Here is an 18,061-nt window from a genome sequence, read left to right as displayed (position 1 = left end):
TCCCCGCCCGTTGCTTATCTGTGAGTATCTCCCGTGACCGATTACCTGCTGCAAATGAACGGCATCGTCAAAGCCTTCAACGGCGTCAAAGCCCTTGACGGCATCGATATCAAGATCAAGCCTAGCGAATGCGTGGGCCTCTGCGGTGAGAATGGCGCCGGCAAGTCCACGCTGATGAAAGTGCTCTCGGGCGTCTATCCCTACGGCACCTGGGACGGTGAAATTCTCTGGGACGGTCAGCCGCTACGGGCAAAATCGATCAACGAAACCGAAGCGGCCGGGATCGTCATCATCCATCAGGAGCTGACGCTGGTTCCGGACCTGTCGGTGGTCGAAAACATCTTCATGGGCCACGAGCTGACCCTGCCCGGCGGGCGCATGAACTATCCGGCGATGATCCACCGCGCCGAAGCCCTGATGCGTGAACTCAAGGTGCCAGACATGAACGTCTCGCTGCCGGTGTCGCAGTACGGCGGTGGCTACCAGCAGCTGGTGGAAATCGCCAAGGCATTGAACAAGCAAGCGCGGCTGCTGATCCTCGACGAGCCTTCATCCGCCCTCACCCGCTCGGAAATCGAGGTGTTGCTGGACATCATCCGCGACCTCAAGGCTAAGGGCGTAGCCTGCGTCTATATCTCCCACAAGCTCGATGAAGTGGCGGCCGTGTGCGACACCATTTCGGTGATCCGCGACGGCCAACACATCGCAACGACCGCCATGACGGACATGGATATTCCGAAAATCATCGCCCAGATGGTGGGACGGGAGATGAGCAACCTCTACCCCACCGAACCCCACGACATCGGCGAAGTGATCTTCGAGGCGCGCCACGTCACCTGCTACGACGTCGACAATCCCAAGCGCAAACGGGTCGACGACATTTCCTTCGTTCTCAAGCGCGGAGAAATCCTCGGTATCGCGGGGCTGGTCGGCGCCGGCCGCACGGAGCTGGTGTCGGCGCTTTTCGGCTCCTATCCGGGCGGGTACGAAGCGGACGTCTTGCTAGAGGGCAAGCCGATCGACACCCGAACGCCACGCAAATCCATCCGCGCCGGGCTGTGCATGGTTCCCGAAGACCGCAAGCGCCAAGGCATCATCCCGGACCTGGGTGTCGGCCAGAACATCACGCTGGCGGTCCTGGAGAACTACGCGAGGATGACCCGCATCGATGCCGAAGCTGAGCTGAGCAGCATCGATCAGGAAATTTCGCGCATGCATCTCAAGACCGCGAGCCCCTTTTTACCGATCACCAGTCTCTCCGGCGGCAATCAGCAGAAGGCCGTGCTAGCCAAGATGCTTCTGACGCGGCCCCGCGTGCTGATTCTCGACGAACCCACCCGCGGGGTGGACGTCGGTGCCAAGTACGAGATTTACAAGCTGATGGGTGCGCTAGCGGCTCAAGGCGTGTCGATCATCATGGTTTCGTCGGAGCTGGCCGAAGTGCTGGGAATTTCCGACCGTGTCCTAGTCATCGGCGAAGGCCAACTACGCGGAGACTTCGTCAATCACGGACTCACCCAGGAACAGGTGCTCGCCGCCGCGCTCAGCCAACCCGCTGACCATAACGATAATGATCGGAAGTCCGCGTAAATGAACCACGTCAAACAATTATTCAGCCGCTACAAGATGCTCGCGCTGGTGATCGCTGTAGCGATTATCTGGTTGTTCTTCAGTTGGCAGACCGAGGGCGGGTTTCTGACGCCGCGTAACCTTTCCAACCTGCTGCGGCAGATGTCCATCACGGGAATTCTCGCCTGCGGCATGGTGCTGGTGATTATCAGCGGCGAGATCGATCTGTCGGTGGGCTCGCTGCTTGGCCTGCTTGGCGGGCTGGCAGCGATCCTGGACGTGATTTACAACGTGCCGCTCCTGGCGAACCTGAGCCTGGTCGCTCTGTGCGGGCTGATGATCGGGCTGGCAAACGGCTACATGACCGCCTACCTGCGCATCCCCTCCTTCATCGTGGGGCTGGGGGGCATGTTGGCGTTTCGCGGAATCCTGCTGGGGATCACCGGCGGCACCACCATTGCTCCGGTATCGCCGTCCCTGGTTTACATCGGCCAGGGTTATTTGCCGCATACGGTGGGTGTGGTACTTGGCGTACTGCTGTTCGCCCTGACGCTGTTCCTGACGTGGAGACAGCGCCGCAATCGCGCCCTTCACGGGCTGGCTGCGCACTCGCTGGTTCGCGACCTGTTGCGCGTGGCCTTGATAGGCGCCGTGCTGGCCGGGTTCGTCTACACGCTTAACAGCTACGACGGCATTCCGGTTCCTGTGCTGCTCCTGCTCGTTCTGCTTGGCGTGTTCAGCTACGTCACCAGCCAGACCGTATTCGGCCGACGCATCTATTCGGTTGGTAGCAACATGGAGGCGACGCGGCTATCGGGCATCAACGTCCAGGCCGTGAAACTGTGGATCTTCGGCATCATGGGTGTGATGTGCGCATTCGCCGGCATGGTCAACACCGCGCGCCTGGCCGCCGGCTCACCGTCGGCCGGCAGCATGGGCGAACTCGACGCCATCGCCGCCTGCTTCATTGGCGGCACCTCGATGCGCGGTGGCTCCGGCACTGTCTACGGCGCCCTCCTTGGCGCGCTGGTCATCACCAGTCTGGACAACGGCATGTCCATGCTCGACGTAGACAGCTACTGGCAGATGATTGTCAAAGGCAGCATTCTGGTGCTGGCCGTGTGGGTAGACGTGAGCACCCGAACCGGACGGCGCTGACGTAAACCAATGCACTAACTTACGGGCGCACCGGATCACGGCACCCGTGTTCCGCATCGATGGGTGTGATAACCAATATCACACCCATCTTTTGTTCAGATGCGTACGGAACGAAGCTGGATATAGAAAAAGTGTTGTCTATCTCGACTCGAGATAGTGCTGTCTGCGAACCGGTGGAGCAGACCATGAAGTACATCGATTCGTCCGGAAAATCCCAAACGCTGTAGTACGTCGTTTTGTCCACGGCATGTAGTCGGAGTTAATGATCGCCGAGGCGCCATGTACATGCTTCACGATGCCGGCGGGATCTTTTACTAGATCCGCCGCGAACATCTTCGGGCTGGATTGAACCGGCCGTGCAAACCAACCTGTGAATTAATCAATGTCTATCGGCTTCGGCCGCAAACCGGGTGGATGCCGCTTCCGTGCGGCACCGGCGAAGGTCGCAACTACTGGTTCTCCATAACGACAACGCGAATGTCATCCGCCAACTGCCGCACACGCTCCTCGCTGGTATCCCAGGAGCACATGAAGCGCGCACCGCCGACACCGATGAAGGTGTAGAACATCCAACCGCGGCTTCTAAGCGCTTCCAGGGCCAAGGGTGGGATGCTTACGAAAACGCCATTGGCCTCGACGGGAAACATCAGCTCCACGCCCGGCACATCGCTGATCAACGTCGCAAGTAACTGGGCGCAGCTGTTCGCATGGTCGGCGTATCTCATCCAGGCATTGTTTTCCAGCAAGCCGACCCATGGCGCAGATAGAAAGCGCATCTTGGACGCCAGCTGTCCGGCCTGTTTGCAGCGGTATTCGAAATCTTCAGCCAGGTCGCGATTGAAAAACAGAATGGCTTCGCCCACGGCCATACCGTTCTTGGTCCCGCCGAAACAGAGCACGTCCACGCCAGCCTTCCAGCTCAGCTCCGCCGGCGATAAGCCAAGAAACGCACAGGCATTGGCGAAACGTGCGCCGTCCATATGCAGATGCAGCCCCAGTTCTTTGCAGGTATCGCTGATGGCCTGGAGTTCGTCGGGCCGGTATACGGTGCCGATTTCAGTGGCCTGGGTAATGCTGACGACGCGCGGCTTGGGGTAATGGATGTCCTTGCGCTTCAGCGCAATTTCACGGATTGCCGTGGGTGTGAGCTTGCCTTGCTCGGTCCGCGCCACCAGCAGTTTGGAGCCGTTGGAGAAGAATTCCGGCGCGCCACATTCATCAGTCTCGATATGCGCGATATCGCCGCATATCACGCTGTGATAGCTCTGACAGAGCGAAGACAGCGCCAGAGAGTTGGCCGCCGTGCCATTGAACGCGAAGAACACTTCGCAATCGGTTTCGAACAACTGGCGGAAATGGTCCGCGGCGCGGGTCGTCCATTGGTCGTCGCCGTAAGCCCGATCATGGCCCTGGTTCGCCCGGGCCATGGCCTCCCAAGCTTCCGGGCAGATGCCCGAATAGTTGTCGCTGGCAAATTGCTGATTGGCGGTGGTCATCTAAGCCTCTTCTGGTTGCTGCCTCACCTACTGATCGGCAAGAAAATAACGGTATAGAGCCCTAACACGGCGAGTATGGAAACTGAAGCACCCAACCACAGTACCGAGACCGCGTCAGCTTGAATGCGTCCACTTTTCACGCCGCTGGCACTGCGTGTGTAACGATGCCGTTGGGTGGTCCAGATGCCTAGCGCCGTGAGCAACGACAGTGCGATCAGCATCGCGACGAAGGTTCCGTGATATGGCATCCAGCGCAAGAAAAGTGAGCTGACGGTGAGCATGGTGAGCAGCGTTCGACCCCAAGCCAGCGAGGTGCGTTCCGGCTGCAACCCCGGGTCTTCGTGCAACGGCGGCCGCGGCGGTTTGGGCTCCAGGCGACGACGAAAGGATATGTGCATGTCAGCTGCGCAGGGCGATGAAACTGATAAGGACCAGCGTAACCAACGTGCCGCCGATCGAAAGAATCGGGATCAGCAACGGAAACGGCAAAGGGCCGCTGTGGCGCATCGCCCGTTCGATGCTCAGCCAGCGGATACAGGCCGTTGAGCTGATGAACATGGCCAGCAATAACAACGAGACGGCCAGCACCTTGCGCAACTCCAGGGTAAAGACGCTTCCGGCAAAGGCTTCGACCGCGACGCCGCCAGCCAATAGCGCCAGCGACGTGCGGATCCAGGCGAGAAAGGTTCTTTCGTTGGCCAGGGTGAATCGCGGATCAGGTTCTTTTCCGCCGGGTAACAGCCGGTGACTCCAGCGACTTCGTTCCATTGGTTGATGCATCTCCGATCAGATGGGACCTAGGCCTGTCCCCGTTTCGTTGTAAACCGCGTTCGGCGTTTCATTCAAACAGAAACGCAGCAGCGCTGCAGGTTCATTGCGACGCCAGCATCGCTGGCGCGATTGGCTTTGCTCTCATGAGACGTGAAAGCCGTCATGATAATGTTCGGCATCGCACACCACTCTGGAGAAACTTCATGCTGCTTCGTCTGGCAACCGCTCTCGTGCTCGGCACGGTTACTCTGACCGCCATGGCTGATGACCATGCACACAGCCATCAAATGAACGATGGGAAGCCGATCGTTACGCAGGTATGGTCCCGTGCCATGCCGCCGAGCGCCCCTACCGGTGCGGTGTACTTCACTTTGAGCAATCCCGGTAATACGCCGGATCGACTGATGGACATTCAGACCCCGCGCGCCGAAAGAGCCGAGTTGCATACCCATGTCCATAAGGGCGACGTGATGAGCATGGAGCGTATCGACTCGGTCGAGTTGCCTGCCGGTGGCGAAGTGGCGTTCAAGCCGGGAGGCAATCACGTGATGCTTTTCAAACTGAGCGAGCCGCTGGTCGCCGGAGAGCGCTTCCCCCTTACGCTGATTTTCGATAAAGCTGGTGAAGTAACCGTTGATGTCGCCATTCAGGAGCAGGCTCCGGAGCCGAATGGCAACACCCACCAGCATCATTGAGCGTCGACGACCACGGATGACAGCTGAGGTGCCTAGCTGCCCGCCCTGGAAATCAGCACCCTCCTCCACAATGATGCCTTGTCCGACCGGCCATGACGCATGGCCGGTCGGACGTGCGCAACACAGTGCTTCGATCAGATTCCCGTTGGCGTGCGCATGGTGACGAACTCTTCAGCCGCCGTCGGATGGATACCCACCGTATCGTCGAAGATTCGCTTGGTAGCACCTGCTTTCAAGGCGATGGCCATGCCCTGCATGATCTCGCCGGCATCCGGTCCGGCCATATGGCAGCCCAGTACCTTGTCGGTTTCGGCATCGACCACCAGCTTCATCAGGCTGCGCTCGAGGCTACCGGTCATGGTCAGCTTCATGGGTCTGAAGCGACTCTCGAACAACACCACCTTGTGCCCCTGCTTGCGTGCTTCTTCTTCAGTCAGGCCGACCGTCGCCATGTTCGGCAAGCTGAACACCGCGGTGGCGATGGTGTTGTAATCGACCGGCCGGTACTCCTCCGGTTTGAACAGCTGGCGCGCCACCGCCATGCCTTCGGCAAGCGCAACGGGGGTCAACTGGATGCGACCGATTACATCGCCGATTGCCAGGATCGATGGCGCGGTAGTTCGAAACTGCTCGTCAACCGCAATGAAACCGCGTTTGTCCAGCGTGACGTCGACATTCTCGAGCCCCAGCCCGTCCAGCATCGGGCGCCGGCCAGTGGCGTACAGAATACAGTCGGTTTCCAATACGCGACCGTCCTGCAGTGTGGCGAGCAAGCTGCCGTCCGCCTGTTTGTCGATGCGCGCGATGTCGGCGTTGAACTGCAGATCGATGTCCTTCTTGATCAACTCATCCTTGAGGTGATCGCGTAGCGAACCATCGAAACCACGCAGGAACAGGTCGCCCCGATAAAGCAGCTTGGTCTCGGCGCCACAGCCATGGAAGATCGAGGCGAACTCGACAGCAATGTAGCCGCCACCGACCACCAGCGCGCGACGCGGCAGCTCATCGAGATAAAAGGCTTCGTTGGAGGTGATCGCATGCTCGCGACCCGGAACGTCCGGCACGAAAGGCCAGCCACCGGTTGCGATCAAAATGTGCTCGGCACTGTAGTGACGGCCGTCTACTTCGACGGTATGGGCATCGACCAGCCGCGCATGCGCCTGCAGCAAGGTGACGCCGCTGTCGACCAGGAGATTCTTATAGATACCGTTGAGGCGTTGAATCTCGCGGTCCTTATTGGCAATCAGGGTCTTCCAGTCGAAAGTCGCACCATCGATGGTCCAGCCATAGCCTTGGGCCTGACCGATATCCTCGGCATAGTGGGCACCGTAAACCAGCAGTTTCTTCGGTACGCAGCCGACGTTTACGCAGGTGCCACCCAGATAACGGCTTTCGGCAACCGCGACGCGGGCACCGTAGCCAGCGGCGAAACGAGCGGCACGGACACCACCGGAGCCGGCACCGATGACGAATAGATCGAAGTCGTAAGCCATGAACTGTTGTCTCCAATGTAGAACGCAAAGCATAACCCAACGTCGTTGGCCCGATCATCGAAGGAGTGCCGCATGCGCCCTACCCTGACCCACCTCGCCTTGCATGTCCCCGACCTGGACGCATGCATCGCGTTCTATGCACAGTTCTGCGGAATGCACGTATTTCACGAGCGCGCTGGAAAAGGTTCACGCATCGTCTGGATGGCTGAGCCTGGCAAGGAGCGCGATTTCATCTTTGTGATCATGCCGGGGGGGCAGGACCGTGCGCTGGCCGACAATGACTACAGCCATTTCGGCTTCGCGCTGTCGAGCCGCGGTGAAGTCGATGCGATTGCCGCTCGGGCTCGCCAGGCTGGCTGCCTGATCTGGGAGCCGCGTGATGAACCCTACCCGGTCGGCTACTACTGCGGCCTGCGGGATCCGGCGGGCAACTACGTCGAGTTCAGCTATGGCCAGCCGTTGGGACCAGGCGCCGATGACATGCCGGCGCCATGAAACGCACAAAGCCACCCTTGGGTGGCTTTGTGTTCGGCGTTAGGTGAATCAGAACGCCTTGCCGGTCAGATAGAAGTTCTCGTAGCAGAAGTTGGTCGCCGCGATATAACCCTCGGCGCTACCGCAATCGAAACGCTGGCCCTTGAACTTGTATGCCAGGACGCAGCCATCCTGCGCCTGACGCATCAGGGCGTCGGTAATCTGGATCTCGCCGCCCTTGCCCGGCTCGGTTTGCTCGATCAGGTTAAAGATATCCGGCGTCAGGATGTAACGACCGATAATCGCCAGGTTAGACGGCGCGTCTTCCGGCTTGGGCTTTTCGACCATGTGACTGACGCGGAAAATGTCGTCACGGATCATTTCACCGGCAATAACACCGTACTTACTGGTTTCTTCCGGCGGCACTTCTTGAATGGCGACAATCGAGCAGCGGAACTGGTTGTAGAGCTTGACCATCTGCGCCAGTACCGGATCTCCGTCCACGTTGATGCACAGGTCGTCGGCCAGAACCACGGCAAAGGGCTCGTCGCCAATCAGCGGGCGGCCGCTGAGAATGGCATGGCCCAGACCCTTCATTTCGACTTGGCGGGTGTAGGAGAAGCTGCACTCGTCAATCAGCTTACGGATGCCGACCAGGTACTTTTCCTTGTCGGTGTTGCGGATCTGATGCTCCAGCTCATAGCTGATGTCGAAGTGGTCTTCCAGGGAACGTTTGCCGCGACCGGTAACGATCGAGATCTGGTTAAGCCCTGCAGCCAGCGCCTCTTCAACCCCGTACTGGATGAGCGGCTTGTTCACTACCGGCAACATCTCCTTGGGCATGGCCTTGGTCGCAGGAAGGAAGCGCGTGCCATATCCGGCCGCAGGAAAAAGGCATTTCTTGATCATGTGAGTCCTTGAAAAGATAGTTCCGGTTGATGCACTGCGCCTGGATCGGTCAACAGCCATACCCTGCATGTCCCGCCGACAGCGGCTGACTAGAGGCTACGACCGCCGAAACGATTAGGGGTTCGCAGGTTCACACAGCAAAATTCGAGTCGGTAAACGAAGCTGCCAGCTGACCGGCGGTCGTTGACTTGCACGCGCGGCATAGAGTGCTCGGTGCCGAGCGGCTTGCCAAGTGGCCAAGTGAATCGGGACGACCGGAGATTCAAGGATTCCCCGTGCCGTAGATCCGCGCCGCCGACTCGTTCGCCGTACTTTGGAGCACCTCCGTTTTTCGCAAGCGAAACGAAGCGTTTGACTGACCCAGATCAGTGAAACAGCAACTAGCGCCCGATACGGTGCGAGTCCCAAAGGCGCAGCCGATCGCAGCCTTTAACATATCGCCAACTGCCTGGCTGATCGAACGGAGCGAACGCTTGCGTTGGACCGCCTGTTCTGTAGCCCCCACGTCTATCGCCTGCTTTCAGGCGATTTCGTTTCCGAGCAGTAGTAAGGATGATGATGAGCAGCGCTCACGCTAACCGCGAGATGTCCGTCCAGGCGAAGATCAACCTGGCCCTGGTGCTGGTTTTCGCACTGGTGCTTTCCGCCTCGTTGCTGCATGCCGCCAGCACCGAGAAGCGACTGGTGTTGCAGGTCGTCGAACAGCAAACCAAGGATGCCGCCGACTCGTACTTCGACAGCATCAACGCAATGATGCTGACCGGCACCATGGCCCAGCGCGAAGTGCTGCGAGAAAAGATACTCTCAAGGCCCGGCGTGATTGACGCGCGCATCGTACGTGGCGAACCGGTGACCAAGGTCTTCGGCCCAGGATTCGCACACGAGGCGGCGGCCGATCAAATGGACCGCGATGCGCTGGCAGGCAAGGCGACGATGGACGTCAGGGAGGGCAAGGATGGTCGAGTGCTCACCGTCGTCAACCCAATCCTTGCTCATCGGGATTACCGCGGCACCAATTGCCTTTCGTGTCACCAGGTTGCCGAAAATTCGGTGATGGGGGCTGTGCGGATCAGCTACGACCTGTCGGTTCTCGACGGTGAAATCAATCGCAATGTCATGATCTCCGCCGGCATCCAGCTTCTGCTTCTGCTGGCCGGCCTGATCGTGATGAGCTACATCATTCGCCGCGTGATCATCAGTCGCGTCAACGACATGCGCCACACCATGGAGGCGATGACGGAGGACGAGGACCTCAGCCGCATCGTATCCGTCCATGCCGAAGATGAAGTGGGTGCCATGGGGCACTCATTCAACCGCATGATTGGCAAGTTTCGCCATAGCCTGGAAGCGGTCGCGGGCATCACCCGCCAACTGGGCGCCGTGTCGGACCGAGTCGCCAATGTGGCCGAAAAGACCCATTCGGCGGTCATGGCGCAGCGCAGCGAAACCGACATGGTGGCCTCGGCGATGAACGAGATGAGCGCGACGGTGCAGGAAGTGGCGCGGCATGCCAGCCAGACGGCATCGGCCTCGAACGATGCGGACGAGCAATCCAGAGCCGGCGTAACCCTGGCCACCGAGGCGCTGGACGGCATCGACGGGCTGATTCGGGAAATCGAACGGGCCGCACAGGTGATCAAGCAGGTCGAGACGGACAGTGCCTCCATCGGCATGGTGCTGGGCGTTATCAACGGCATCGCCGAACAGACCAATCTGCTCGCACTCAACGCCGCGATCGAAGCAGCACGCGCTGGCGAACAGGGCCGCGGTTTCGCGGTGGTCGCCGACGAGGTGCGCACCCTGGCTTCGCGTACGCAACAATCCACTCGAGATATCCAGGCGACCATCGAGCAGTTGCAGAGCGGTGTGCGCGATGCGGTCACAGTTATGCAGAACGCACAGATTCGCGCTCATGCCGGTTCCGACTGCGTTGCCAAGGCCGCCCAAAGCCTCAACGTGATTGCTGGCGGGGTGGGCACGATCAACGACATGAACATGCAGATCGCCACGGCGGTAGAAGAGCAAAGCGCGGTCGCCGAGGAAATCAACCGCAACATCACCACCATCAGCAACATTGCCGACACGACCTCCACGGATGCCAGCCAGACCTCGCAGATCAGCGATGAGCTGGTGCGCCTGGCGGCCGAGCTGAACCGCCTGGTCGGGCAATTCCGTCTCTAAGCACGCACGAACCAGACGGGTTCGACGCTCTGATACGCCGGGACGGGTGGATTGAGCGTCGAATATCGGCGTCTGGCAGTCGCAGCGTTCTTGATTTGAGACATCCGAACCGTGACTAGAATCAAGGATAATCGCGGCACGATGTCGCTGGCTGTCGACGGAGCTCCCCATCCAGCCACTCCCCTATTAACCCGCAAGGTGAAACCGCACATGGACCAAACGCCGAGCTTTAACCGCGCCCTGGTCGAAAAATATGACCGTCCGGGTCCTCGCTACACCTCCTACCCCACCGCGCCCCAGTTCCATCAGGCCTTCGCCATCGACGACTATCGCAGCGCCGCGCAGGAGACCAACGACGCCCCGGCACCCAAGCCGCTATCGGTGTATATCCACATCCCCTTCTGCAAAAGCCTTTGCTACTACTGCGCCTGCAACAAGATCATCACCCACAAGACCGATCGTGCCGTCGAGTATCTGGAATATCTCAAGCGTGAAATCCAGATGCAGGCGGCGCTGTTCGATCGTTCACGCAAGCTGACCCAGCTGCATCTGGGCGGCGGCACGCCGACCTATTTCACCAGCGAGCAACTGGCCGACCTGATGGATGCACTGCACGACGCCTTCAACATGGACGACAGTGACAATCACGAGTTCTCTCTGGAGGTCGATCCGCGCACCGTCACGCCCGAACAGATTCATGGACTGCGCACGCTCGGCTTCAATCGTCTGAGTTTTGGCGTGCAGGACTTCGATGAACAGGTGCAGATCGCGGTCAACCGCATCCAAACCGAAGAGCAGACCCGCGAGCTGGTCCAGGCAGCACGTGAAGTGAACTTCAAGTCGATCAGCGTCGACCTGATCTACGGATTGCCGCTGCAGACAGTCGAGAGCTTCAACACCACCCTGAACAAGATCATCGATATTCGCCCGGATCGCATCGCCGCTTACAGTTACGCGCATCTGCCGGATCTGGTGCGTGCGCAGAAGCTGATCCGCCCGGAAGACATGCCTCCACCGGAACGCAAGCTGGAACTGCTGGAGCTGACCATCAAGCGCCTGACAGACGCCGGCTACGTCTATATCGGCATGGACCACTTCTCCCTGCCTGATGATGAGCTGACGCTGGCCCGCGCCAACGGCACGCTGCAGCGCAACTTCCAAGGCTATTCGACCCACGCCGATTGCGACCTGATCGGGCTCGGCATTTCCTCCATCGGCAAGGTCGGCAACAGCTACAGCCAGAACGTGAAGGAGTTGTCGCAGTACTACGCACGCCTGAACGAAGGCATGCTGCCGGTGCATCGTGGATACAAGCTGAGCGAAGACGACCGGTTACGCCGTGACGTAATCATCTCCCTGATGTGTCACGGACGCGTCGATTTCGCCGAGATCGAAGAGCGCTACGGCATCGATTTTTGCGATTACTTCGCCGATTCGCTGGCCAAGCTCGACGAGCAGGTGGCCGACGGTTTGGTGGAGATACGCAGCGATGCGGTAGTGCTGATGCCTCAGGGCCACCTGATGATGCGCAACGTCGCCATGGCGTTCGATGCCTATCTCGGCGGCGAGCAGCGCGGCCGGTTCTCACGCACGGTGTGACGGCCTAACGCGCCCGGCCTTGCTGGGTGCGTCTCACTGCAGACATCCACTGCCATCGGCCTGCCCTGCTTTCAAATAGCACGCCAAACCACTGATCGTCCCGCCGTTGCCAAATTCGCCAACAACTGTATAAATACACAGCCAAACGGGTGAATGCGCCCGTGTATGACCGAACCGGACGTTCGATGCGCCAGGCCCTGGAAAACCCCTTCTACTACCTCGAGAACTTTCGACAGGTGCTTGCCTGGGTCGGCGAACGCCATGGCGATCTGCTGGCCGACCACGAGCGCGCGTTTCTAGACCGGTTCAGCGAAGTCCCGCAAGCCTCGCAGGCGCTGTTGGTTCGCATGGTGATGCGCAAGGGGACGTTATTCCGTGCCAGCAAGTTGCGTTATGCCGAGATCGGCTGCCCCCTGGAAGCCTCCGCCGCGCTGATCGATCAGGGCTGGATCGACGCGGATCCGACGCTGGATCTGGTTCAATTATTCGCCCTGCTCAATAAAGATGAACTGATCCGGGTCTTTGGCCCCCCGACGGGCCGCAGTCAGCGCAAAACCGACCTGCTGCAGACGCTGTTGGCCGAGCATGTTCAGCCACGACCGTTCCGCAACTGGTGCGAGGCGCTCGGTGAAGTCGCGTTCGGGCTCAACATCAGCGAGTTGTGTGACCGGCTACGGTTGATGTTCTTTGGCAATATTCACCAGGACTGGACAGAATTCGTGCTCGCCGACCTGGGCATCTTCCGCTACGAACAGGTGAGTTTCTCTCCCGCCTCGCGCGCGTTCCACAGTCGTGAGGACGTCGACGCCTATTTGCACCTGCATCGCTGCCGCGAACGTTTCGAGGCGGGCGAGGCGCTGGATGAGGTGCTCGCCGACATTCCTCACGTGCCCTACGCCAACGAATGGCTGGAGCATCGGCGCGGCAAGCTGCTGCTGAGCATTGGCCGCCAATGCGAACGTGTTGGCGACCTGAGCCAGGCCCTGCGCCTGCACGCGACAAACAATTATCCCGGTGCGCGCGAGCGGGCGATCAGAGTGCTCGAACGCTGCGACCAGCCCGAAGCCGCGTTGCAGCTGGCAAGCGAAGCCAATGCCGCGCCGGAAAGCGAACACGAAGCGCAGCAGCTGCAGCGGATCCTGCCACGCCTGCGTCGTGCGCTCGGCGAGCCCGTGGCACGCCGCCGCGTTGTGGTCGAAGCGGAACGCATCGATCTTGCCATTGCCAGGCAACCCGGCCTGAGCGTCGAGCAAGCCGTGCGGGAGCATCTGTCGCGCAGCGAGGCGCCGGCCTACTACGTCGAGAATGCGCTGATCAACTCGCTGCTCGGTCTGCTGTGCTGGGACGCGATCTTCGCGCCGCTGCCGGGTGCGTTCTTCCATCCGTTCCATGCGGCTCCAGCTGATCTCGCCCGACCCGACTTCCATACGCGTCGAGCCGGGCTTTTCGATGAATGCCTGAGCAAACTTGGCACAGACGAATACCGTGACTGCATACGCCGCGTGTTTCGCGAGAAGTTCGGCCTGCAATCACAGTTCGTCAGTTGGGGACTGTTTGACGAAACGCTGTTAGAGCTGGCGCTCGAATGCATTCCAGCCGAGCACCTGAAGGCATTCTTCCAGCGCATTCTGCTGGACGTGCCCAACCATCGCAGCGGGTTGCCGGATCTCATCCAGTTCTGGCCTGGCGATCGGCGCTACCAACTGATCGAAGTAAAAGGCCCTGGTGATCGTCTGCAGGACAATCAGAAGCGATGGATAGATTTTGCACAGCGACATCAGATGCCAATCGCCGTTTGCTATGTGCAATGGGCGGAGGCCACCTGGTGAGTTATCGCGTCGCGGTGCGAGCGCTGTGCGAAATCACGGCCAAGCAAGGTGATCTGGACCTGCGCTTCACGCCCTCGCCTACCGCGCTGGAGGGCGTCGCCGGTCACGCCACTGTCACCGCACGACGTGGTAATGGCTACGAACGCGAGGTCACCCTCGAAGGCCGTTACGGCTCCCTTCACGTGCGTGGCCGCGCCGACGGCTACGACCCGGGAAAGAATCGCCTGGAGGAAATCAAGACCTACCGCGGCGATCTGGACCGGCAGCCGGCCAATCACCGCCATTTGCACTGGGCTCAAGCCAAGGTTTATGGCTGGCTGCTATGCGAAGCGCGTTATCTGCAAACGCTCGATATCGCGCTGGTGTATTTCGATGTGGTCACGCAGAAGGAAACGCTGCTGGTCGAAACCTTCAGTGCGGACGATCTACAGAATTTCTTCGAGGCGCAGTGCAAATTTTTCATTGCATGGGCCGAGCAGGAGTTGGCGCACCGTGCCGAGCGCGACCAGGCGCTAAGGGACCTGGCGTTCCCCTACGGGGAATTTCGCAGCGGTCAACGGCAGCTGGCCGAGGCCGTCTATAAGGCCGTATGCACTGGCACGCACCTGATGGCACAGGCTCCCACCGGTATCGGCAAGACGTTGGCGACCCTGTTTCCGCAATTGAAGGCGTTTCCTGGTCAGCAACTCGACAAGCTGTTCTTTCTTACCGCGAAAACTTCCGGCCGCCAACTTGCCCTCGATGCACTGAAAAGCCTGTCGAGCGATTCCACGCCGCTTCGGGTACTGGAGCTTATCGCCCGTGACAAGGCTTGCGAACACCCGGACAAGGCCTGCAACGGCGAATCCTGCCCGCTTGCACGCGGCTTCTATGATCGGCTTTCAGCTGCTCGCGCCGACGCCGTCACACGACCCTTCCTGGACAAGGCGACGTTACGTGAGGTCGCGCTGGCGCACGGAATCTGCCCGTATTACCTGAGCCAGGAGCTGGCCCGATGGGCTGACGTGGTGATCGGCGACTACAACTATTACTTCGACCTGAGCGCTCTGCTCTACAGCCTGACGCTGCTCAATGAGTGGCACGTCGGAGTGCTGGTCGACGAGGCGCATAATCTGCTTGAACGCGGCAGGAGCATGTACAGCGCCGAGCTAGATGTAAGGAATATCAGGAAGTTACGGAAAACTCTTCCGATGATTTTGAAAAGACCTGTCGAACGCGTGCTGCGCGGCTGGAGCGACCTGCACAGAGATCAGGTCGATGCGTATCAGGTCCTCCCGGATATCCCGTACAAGCTCATCAACGCGCTGCAACAAGCCGTCAGTGCCATAACCGAATACATGAGTGAAGAGCCCGCGGGGCTCGATCCCTCGTTGTTATCGGCTTATTTCGATGCCATGCATTTCTGTCGACTGGCCGAAGAGTTCGGTGAGCATTCGCTGATCGACTGTACGCTGGTCCCGGGGCTGGATCGCAATGGGACGAAAGCCTCGGTGCTCTGCATACGCAACGTGCTCCCCGCCCCCTTTCTCGCCCCGCGTATTCGCCAAGCGCGCTCGTGCGTGCTGTTTTCCGCCACGCTAGCGCCGCAGCGTTTTTACGCCGATACCCTTGGCGTGCCGCTCAATCATGTCTGGATAGATGTCGAGTCACCCTTTCGGGCTGAGCAACTGCAGGTACGGCTGGCGCGCAACATCTCCACGCGTTATCGGGACCGTTACGCCTCCTTGCAGCCCATCGTCGATCTGCTGGCCGAGCAGTACCGCGAGCGCCCGGGCAATTATCTCGCCTTTTTCAGCAGTTTCGATTACCTGCAACAGGTGACCGCCCTGCTCAGTGAGCAGCACCCTGACCTGCCCTACTGGGAGCAGACCCGTAGCATGCAAGAAGCTGCACGCGTTGCCTTTCTCGAACGGTTTACTGAGCAAAGCCGAGGCATCGGTTTCGCGGTGTTGGGCGGTGCGTTTTCCGAAGGTATCGATCTGCCCGGGAAACGTTTGATCGGTGCATTCGTGGCAACCCTGGGCCTGCCCCAGGTCAATCCTGTGAACGAGCAAATGAAGGCTCGGATGGATCAGCTGTTCGGCGCCGGCTACGACTACACCTACCTCTTCCCGGGTCTGCAGAAGGTCGTGCAGGCTGCGGGGCGAGTGATCCGCACCACGGAAGACGCTGGCACGCTTCATCTCATCGACGACCGCTTCGCTCGATCACAGGTCAGACGACTGCTGCCTGGCTGGTGGCCACGGCCAGCGTAGGTCAGCCCCGTGCAGCCATCTGACTAGACTCGGCTCGAATCGCCGCAACAGCCTGTTTCTCCGCCTTTTACGCCATCGAGCTATTGCACTAGACGAAAGTCTGAGACCTAACAATTCTTTACAAATTGAATTGACAAGCCTTGCGGCATAGCCATAATCCGATACGTCGTCAGACAACTGATAACAGTTTCATTGCCCGACGAGCGCCGCTCCAGAATCTGCGGCCGCGCTACATCCCGCCTCGTCTTAGGCCTTGGCCGCACGGGGTGGACTACTTAAAAAAAGGGAGCACAACAACAATGACCCCACGCAACCCCCTGTCTGTCGCCGTATTCGCAGGCACTCTGACCCTGGCGCTTGGCATCCCTGCCACTGCCAGTGCTGCAGGCTTCGTCGACGACACCAAGATCACAGTGAACGCGCGCAACTTCTACATCGGCCGCGAATTCCGCGACGACTCGATCACCGACCGCAGCAAAGCCGAGGAATGGACCCAGAGCTTCATACTCAACATCCAGTCCGGCTATACCCCGGGCCCGGTCGGCTTTGGCGTTGACGTGCTCGCCGGTCTGGCGGTCAAACTCGATGGCGGTGGCGGTACCTACGGCACCGGCTTGCTGCCGCGTCATAGCGATGGTCGTCCGGCCGATGATTTCGGTCGTCTGGGCGTCGCGGCGAAAGCCAAGTTTTCCAATACCGAGCTGAAAATCGGCGAAATGATGCCGGTACTGCCGATCCTGCGCGCCGACGACGGCCGTTCGCTGCCGCAGACCTTCGAGGGCGGCATGGTCACCTCGCGCGAAATCGATGGCCTGACCCTCAGCGGCGGTCAGTTCCGTCAGAACAGCCCGCGCGACGACGCCAGCATGGAAGACATGAGCTACGGCGGTGGCGTCTCCGACCGCTTCAACTACCTGGGTGGCGAATACGCCTTCAATGAAAAGCGCACCACCGTAGGGTTGTGGACTGCCGAGCTGAAGGACGTCTACGAACAGCAGTACGTTCAGCTGCTGCACACTCAGCCGTTGGGCTCCGACCTGGCCCTGACCGCCAACCTGGGCTACTTCCAGGGGGACGAGGACGGCAGCGCGCTGGCAGGCGAGCTGGACAACAAGACCTACTCCGGTCTGTTCGGTCTGAAAACTGGTGGCAACACCTTCTACGTCGGCCTGCAGAAAGTCAGCGGCGATACCGGCTGGATGCGCGTCAACGGCACCAGCGGCGGCTCGCTGGCCAACGATAGCTTCAACAATTCCTACGACAACGCCGGCGAACGCTCCTGGCAGGTGCGTCACGACTATAACTTCGCCGCCATGGGTGTGCCGGGTCTGACCCTGATGAACCGCTACATCAGCGGCGACAACATCAAGACCGCCGCCGACGACGATGCCAAGGAATGGGGCCGCGAAACCGAACTGGCCTACACCGTCCAGAACGGCCCGGCGAAGAACCTCAACATCAAGTGGCGCAACTCGAGCTTCCGCTCCCAGGCCAACACCCGTGACCTGGACGAGAACCGCCTGATCTTCAACTACCCGATCTCCATCTTGTAAGCGGCATCCACCACGCTGGACGCAACGCTCCTCGCTCCTGTTGCGGAAACTTTCGCCCGTCCTCGTGACGGGCTTTTTT

General features: G+C 59.9%; 15 protein-coding genes. 10 read left to right on the top strand and 5 right to left on the bottom strand.

Going from position 1 to position 18,061, the window contains the following annotated elements:
• Positions 1-33: 33 nt before the first annotated feature.
• From xylG to UF78_RS22605, 3 genes are read left to right on the top strand one after another with little or no spacing between them, the layout of a single operon-like run.
• On the top strand, positions 34-1,590 hold the full coding sequence (xylG, locus tag UF78_RS10725) for a D-xylose ABC transporter ATP-binding protein (protein ID WP_045162213.1): 1,557 nt from the start codon (positions 34-36) through the stop codon (positions 1,588-1,590).
• A complete protein-coding gene (locus tag UF78_RS10720; RefSeq protein WP_045162212.1) occupies positions 1,591-2,727 on the top strand; it encodes a sugar ABC transporter permease in 1,137 nt (378 codons plus the stop codon). It abuts the gene before it with no gap.
• A gap of 59 nt (positions 2,728-2,786) precedes the next feature.
• Positions 2,787-2,954, top strand: a complete 168-nt coding sequence (locus UF78_RS22605) for a DUF2790 domain-containing protein (protein WP_080890595.1) — start codon at positions 2,787-2,789, stop codon at positions 2,952-2,954.
• A gap of 222 nt (positions 2,955-3,176) precedes the next feature.
• Here UF78_RS22605 and UF78_RS10715 read toward each other — a convergent pair whose 3' ends face one another.
• From UF78_RS10715 to UF78_RS10705, 3 genes are read right to left on the bottom strand one after another with little or no spacing between them, the layout of a single operon-like run.
• On the bottom strand, positions 3,177-4,223 hold the full coding sequence (locus tag UF78_RS10715) for a threonine aldolase family protein (protein WP_045162211.1): 1,047 nt from the start codon (positions 4,221-4,223) through the stop codon (positions 3,177-3,179).
• Positions 4,224-4,246: 23 nt separating this feature from the next.
• Positions 4,247-4,621 carry a DUF202 domain-containing protein gene (locus UF78_RS10710; protein WP_045162210.1) on the bottom strand — a complete coding sequence of 125 codons (375 nt, stop codon included), beginning with the start codon at positions 4,619-4,621 and terminating at the stop codon, positions 4,247-4,249.
• Between the two features lies 1 nt (position 4,622).
• Entirely contained in the window at positions 4,623-4,991 is a 369-nt protein-coding gene (locus UF78_RS10705; RefSeq protein ID WP_080890594.1) for a YidH family protein, read from the bottom strand.
• 206 nt (positions 4,992-5,197) lie between these two features.
• On the opposite strand from UF78_RS10705, the gene UF78_RS10700 reads away from it, so the two are divergent.
• Positions 5,198-5,689 carry a copper chaperone PCu(A)C gene (locus UF78_RS10700; protein WP_045162208.1) on the top strand — a complete coding sequence of 164 codons (492 nt, stop codon included), beginning with the start codon at positions 5,198-5,200 and terminating at the stop codon, positions 5,687-5,689.
• A gap of 134 nt (positions 5,690-5,823) precedes the next feature.
• Here the strand turns inward: UF78_RS10700 and gorA are convergent, their stop codons facing one another.
• Positions 5,824-7,182: a glutathione-disulfide reductase gene (gene gorA, locus UF78_RS10695; protein WP_045162207.1), complete on the bottom strand. Its 1,359-nt coding sequence runs from the start codon at positions 7,180-7,182 to the stop codon at positions 5,824-5,826.
• 72 nt (positions 7,183-7,254) lie between these two features.
• On the opposite strand from gorA, the gene UF78_RS10690 reads away from it, so the two are divergent.
• A complete protein-coding gene (locus UF78_RS10690) occupies positions 7,255-7,677 on the top strand; it encodes a VOC family protein (protein WP_045162206.1) in 423 nt (140 codons plus the stop codon).
• A gap of 48 nt (positions 7,678-7,725) precedes the next feature.
• Here UF78_RS10690 and galU read toward each other — a convergent pair whose 3' ends face one another.
• Positions 7,726-8,565, bottom strand: coding sequence for a UTP--glucose-1-phosphate uridylyltransferase GalU (gene galU / locus UF78_RS10685; RefSeq protein WP_045162205.1), 840 nt, complete (start codon positions 8,563-8,565; stop codon positions 7,726-7,728).
• A 558-nt stretch (positions 8,566-9,123) separates the two neighbouring features.
• Here galU and UF78_RS10680 point away from each other — a divergent pair.
• The 5 genes from UF78_RS10680 to UF78_RS10660 all read left to right on the top strand — a co-directional run bounded on the left by UF78_RS10680 (position 9,124) and on the right by UF78_RS10660 (position 17,982).
• Entirely contained in the window at positions 9,124-10,746 is a 1,623-nt protein-coding gene (locus UF78_RS10680) for a methyl-accepting chemotaxis protein (RefSeq protein WP_045162204.1), read from the top strand.
• A 210-nt stretch (positions 10,747-10,956) separates the two neighbouring features.
• Positions 10,957-12,345: an oxygen-independent coproporphyrinogen III oxidase gene (gene hemN, locus UF78_RS10675; protein WP_045162203.1), complete on the top strand. Its 1,389-nt coding sequence runs from the start codon at positions 10,957-10,959 to the stop codon at positions 12,343-12,345.
• A gap of 185 nt (positions 12,346-12,530) precedes the next feature.
• The gene (locus UF78_RS10670; RefSeq protein WP_045162202.1) at positions 12,531-14,174 is read left to right on the top strand and encodes a VRR-NUC domain-containing protein; all 1,644 of its coding nucleotides are present in this window, start codon (positions 12,531-12,533) and stop codon (positions 14,172-14,174) included.
• A complete protein-coding gene (locus UF78_RS10665; RefSeq protein WP_045162232.1) occupies positions 14,171-16,429 on the top strand; it encodes an ATP-dependent DNA helicase in 2,259 nt (752 codons plus the stop codon). Before UF78_RS10670 ends, UF78_RS10665 begins: the two co-directional genes overlap by 4 nt.
• Positions 16,430-16,728: 299 nt before the next feature.
• Positions 16,729-17,982: an OprD family porin gene (locus UF78_RS10660; RefSeq protein WP_045162201.1), complete on the top strand. Its 1,254-nt coding sequence runs from the start codon at positions 16,729-16,731 to the stop codon at positions 17,980-17,982.
• Positions 17,983-18,061 lie beyond the last annotated feature (79 nt).

The sequence above is a fragment of the Stutzerimonas stutzeri genome, assembly GCF_000952685.1.
Lineage (GTDB): Bacteria > Pseudomonadota > Gammaproteobacteria > Pseudomonadales > Pseudomonadaceae > Stutzerimonas > Stutzerimonas stutzeri_E.
This window is presented reverse-complemented; position numbering and strand designations above follow the sequence as displayed.

What these genes read in the sequence shown, in the direction of transcription:
- UF78_RS22605 (WP_080890595.1), top strand. Translation starts at nt 2,787, where the DNA reads ATGGGTGTGATAACCAATATCACACCCATCTTTTGTTCAGATGCGTAC.
- UF78_RS10705 (WP_080890594.1), bottom strand. Translation starts at nt 4,991, where the DNA reads ATGGAACGAAGTCGCTGGAGTCACCGGCTGTTACCCGGCGGAAAAGAA.
- UF78_RS10680 (WP_045162204.1), top strand. Translation starts at nt 9,124, where the DNA reads ATGAGCAGCGCTCACGCTAACCGCGAGATGTCCGTCCAGGCGAAGATC.
- hemN (WP_045162203.1), top strand. Translation starts at nt 10,957, where the DNA reads ATGGACCAAACGCCGAGCTTTAACCGCGCCCTGGTCGAAAAATATGAC.
- UF78_RS10670 (WP_045162202.1), top strand. Translation starts at nt 12,531, where the DNA reads ATGCGCCAGGCCCTGGAAAACCCCTTCTACTACCTCGAGAACTTTCGA.
- galU (WP_045162205.1), bottom strand. Translation starts at nt 8,565, where the DNA reads ATGATCAAGAAATGCCTTTTTCCTGCGGCCGGATATGGCACGCGCTTC.
- UF78_RS10700 (WP_045162208.1), top strand. Translation starts at nt 5,198, where the DNA reads ATGCTGCTTCGTCTGGCAACCGCTCTCGTGCTCGGCACGGTTACTCTG.
- gorA (WP_045162207.1), bottom strand. Translation starts at nt 7,182, where the DNA reads ATGGCTTACGACTTCGATCTATTCGTCATCGGTGCCGGCTCCGGTGGT.
- UF78_RS10710 (WP_045162210.1), bottom strand. Translation starts at nt 4,621, where the DNA reads ATGCACATATCCTTTCGTCGTCGCCTGGAGCCCAAACCGCCGCGGCCG.
- UF78_RS10720 (WP_045162212.1), top strand. Translation starts at nt 1,591, where the DNA reads ATGAACCACGTCAAACAATTATTCAGCCGCTACAAGATGCTCGCGCTG.
- UF78_RS10660 (WP_045162201.1), top strand. Translation starts at nt 16,729, where the DNA reads ATGACCCCACGCAACCCCCTGTCTGTCGCCGTATTCGCAGGCACTCTG.
- UF78_RS10715 (WP_045162211.1), bottom strand. Translation starts at nt 4,223, where the DNA reads ATGACCACCGCCAATCAGCAATTTGCCAGCGACAACTATTCGGGCATC.
- UF78_RS10690 (WP_045162206.1), top strand. Translation starts at nt 7,255, where the DNA reads ATGCGCCCTACCCTGACCCACCTCGCCTTGCATGTCCCCGACCTGGAC.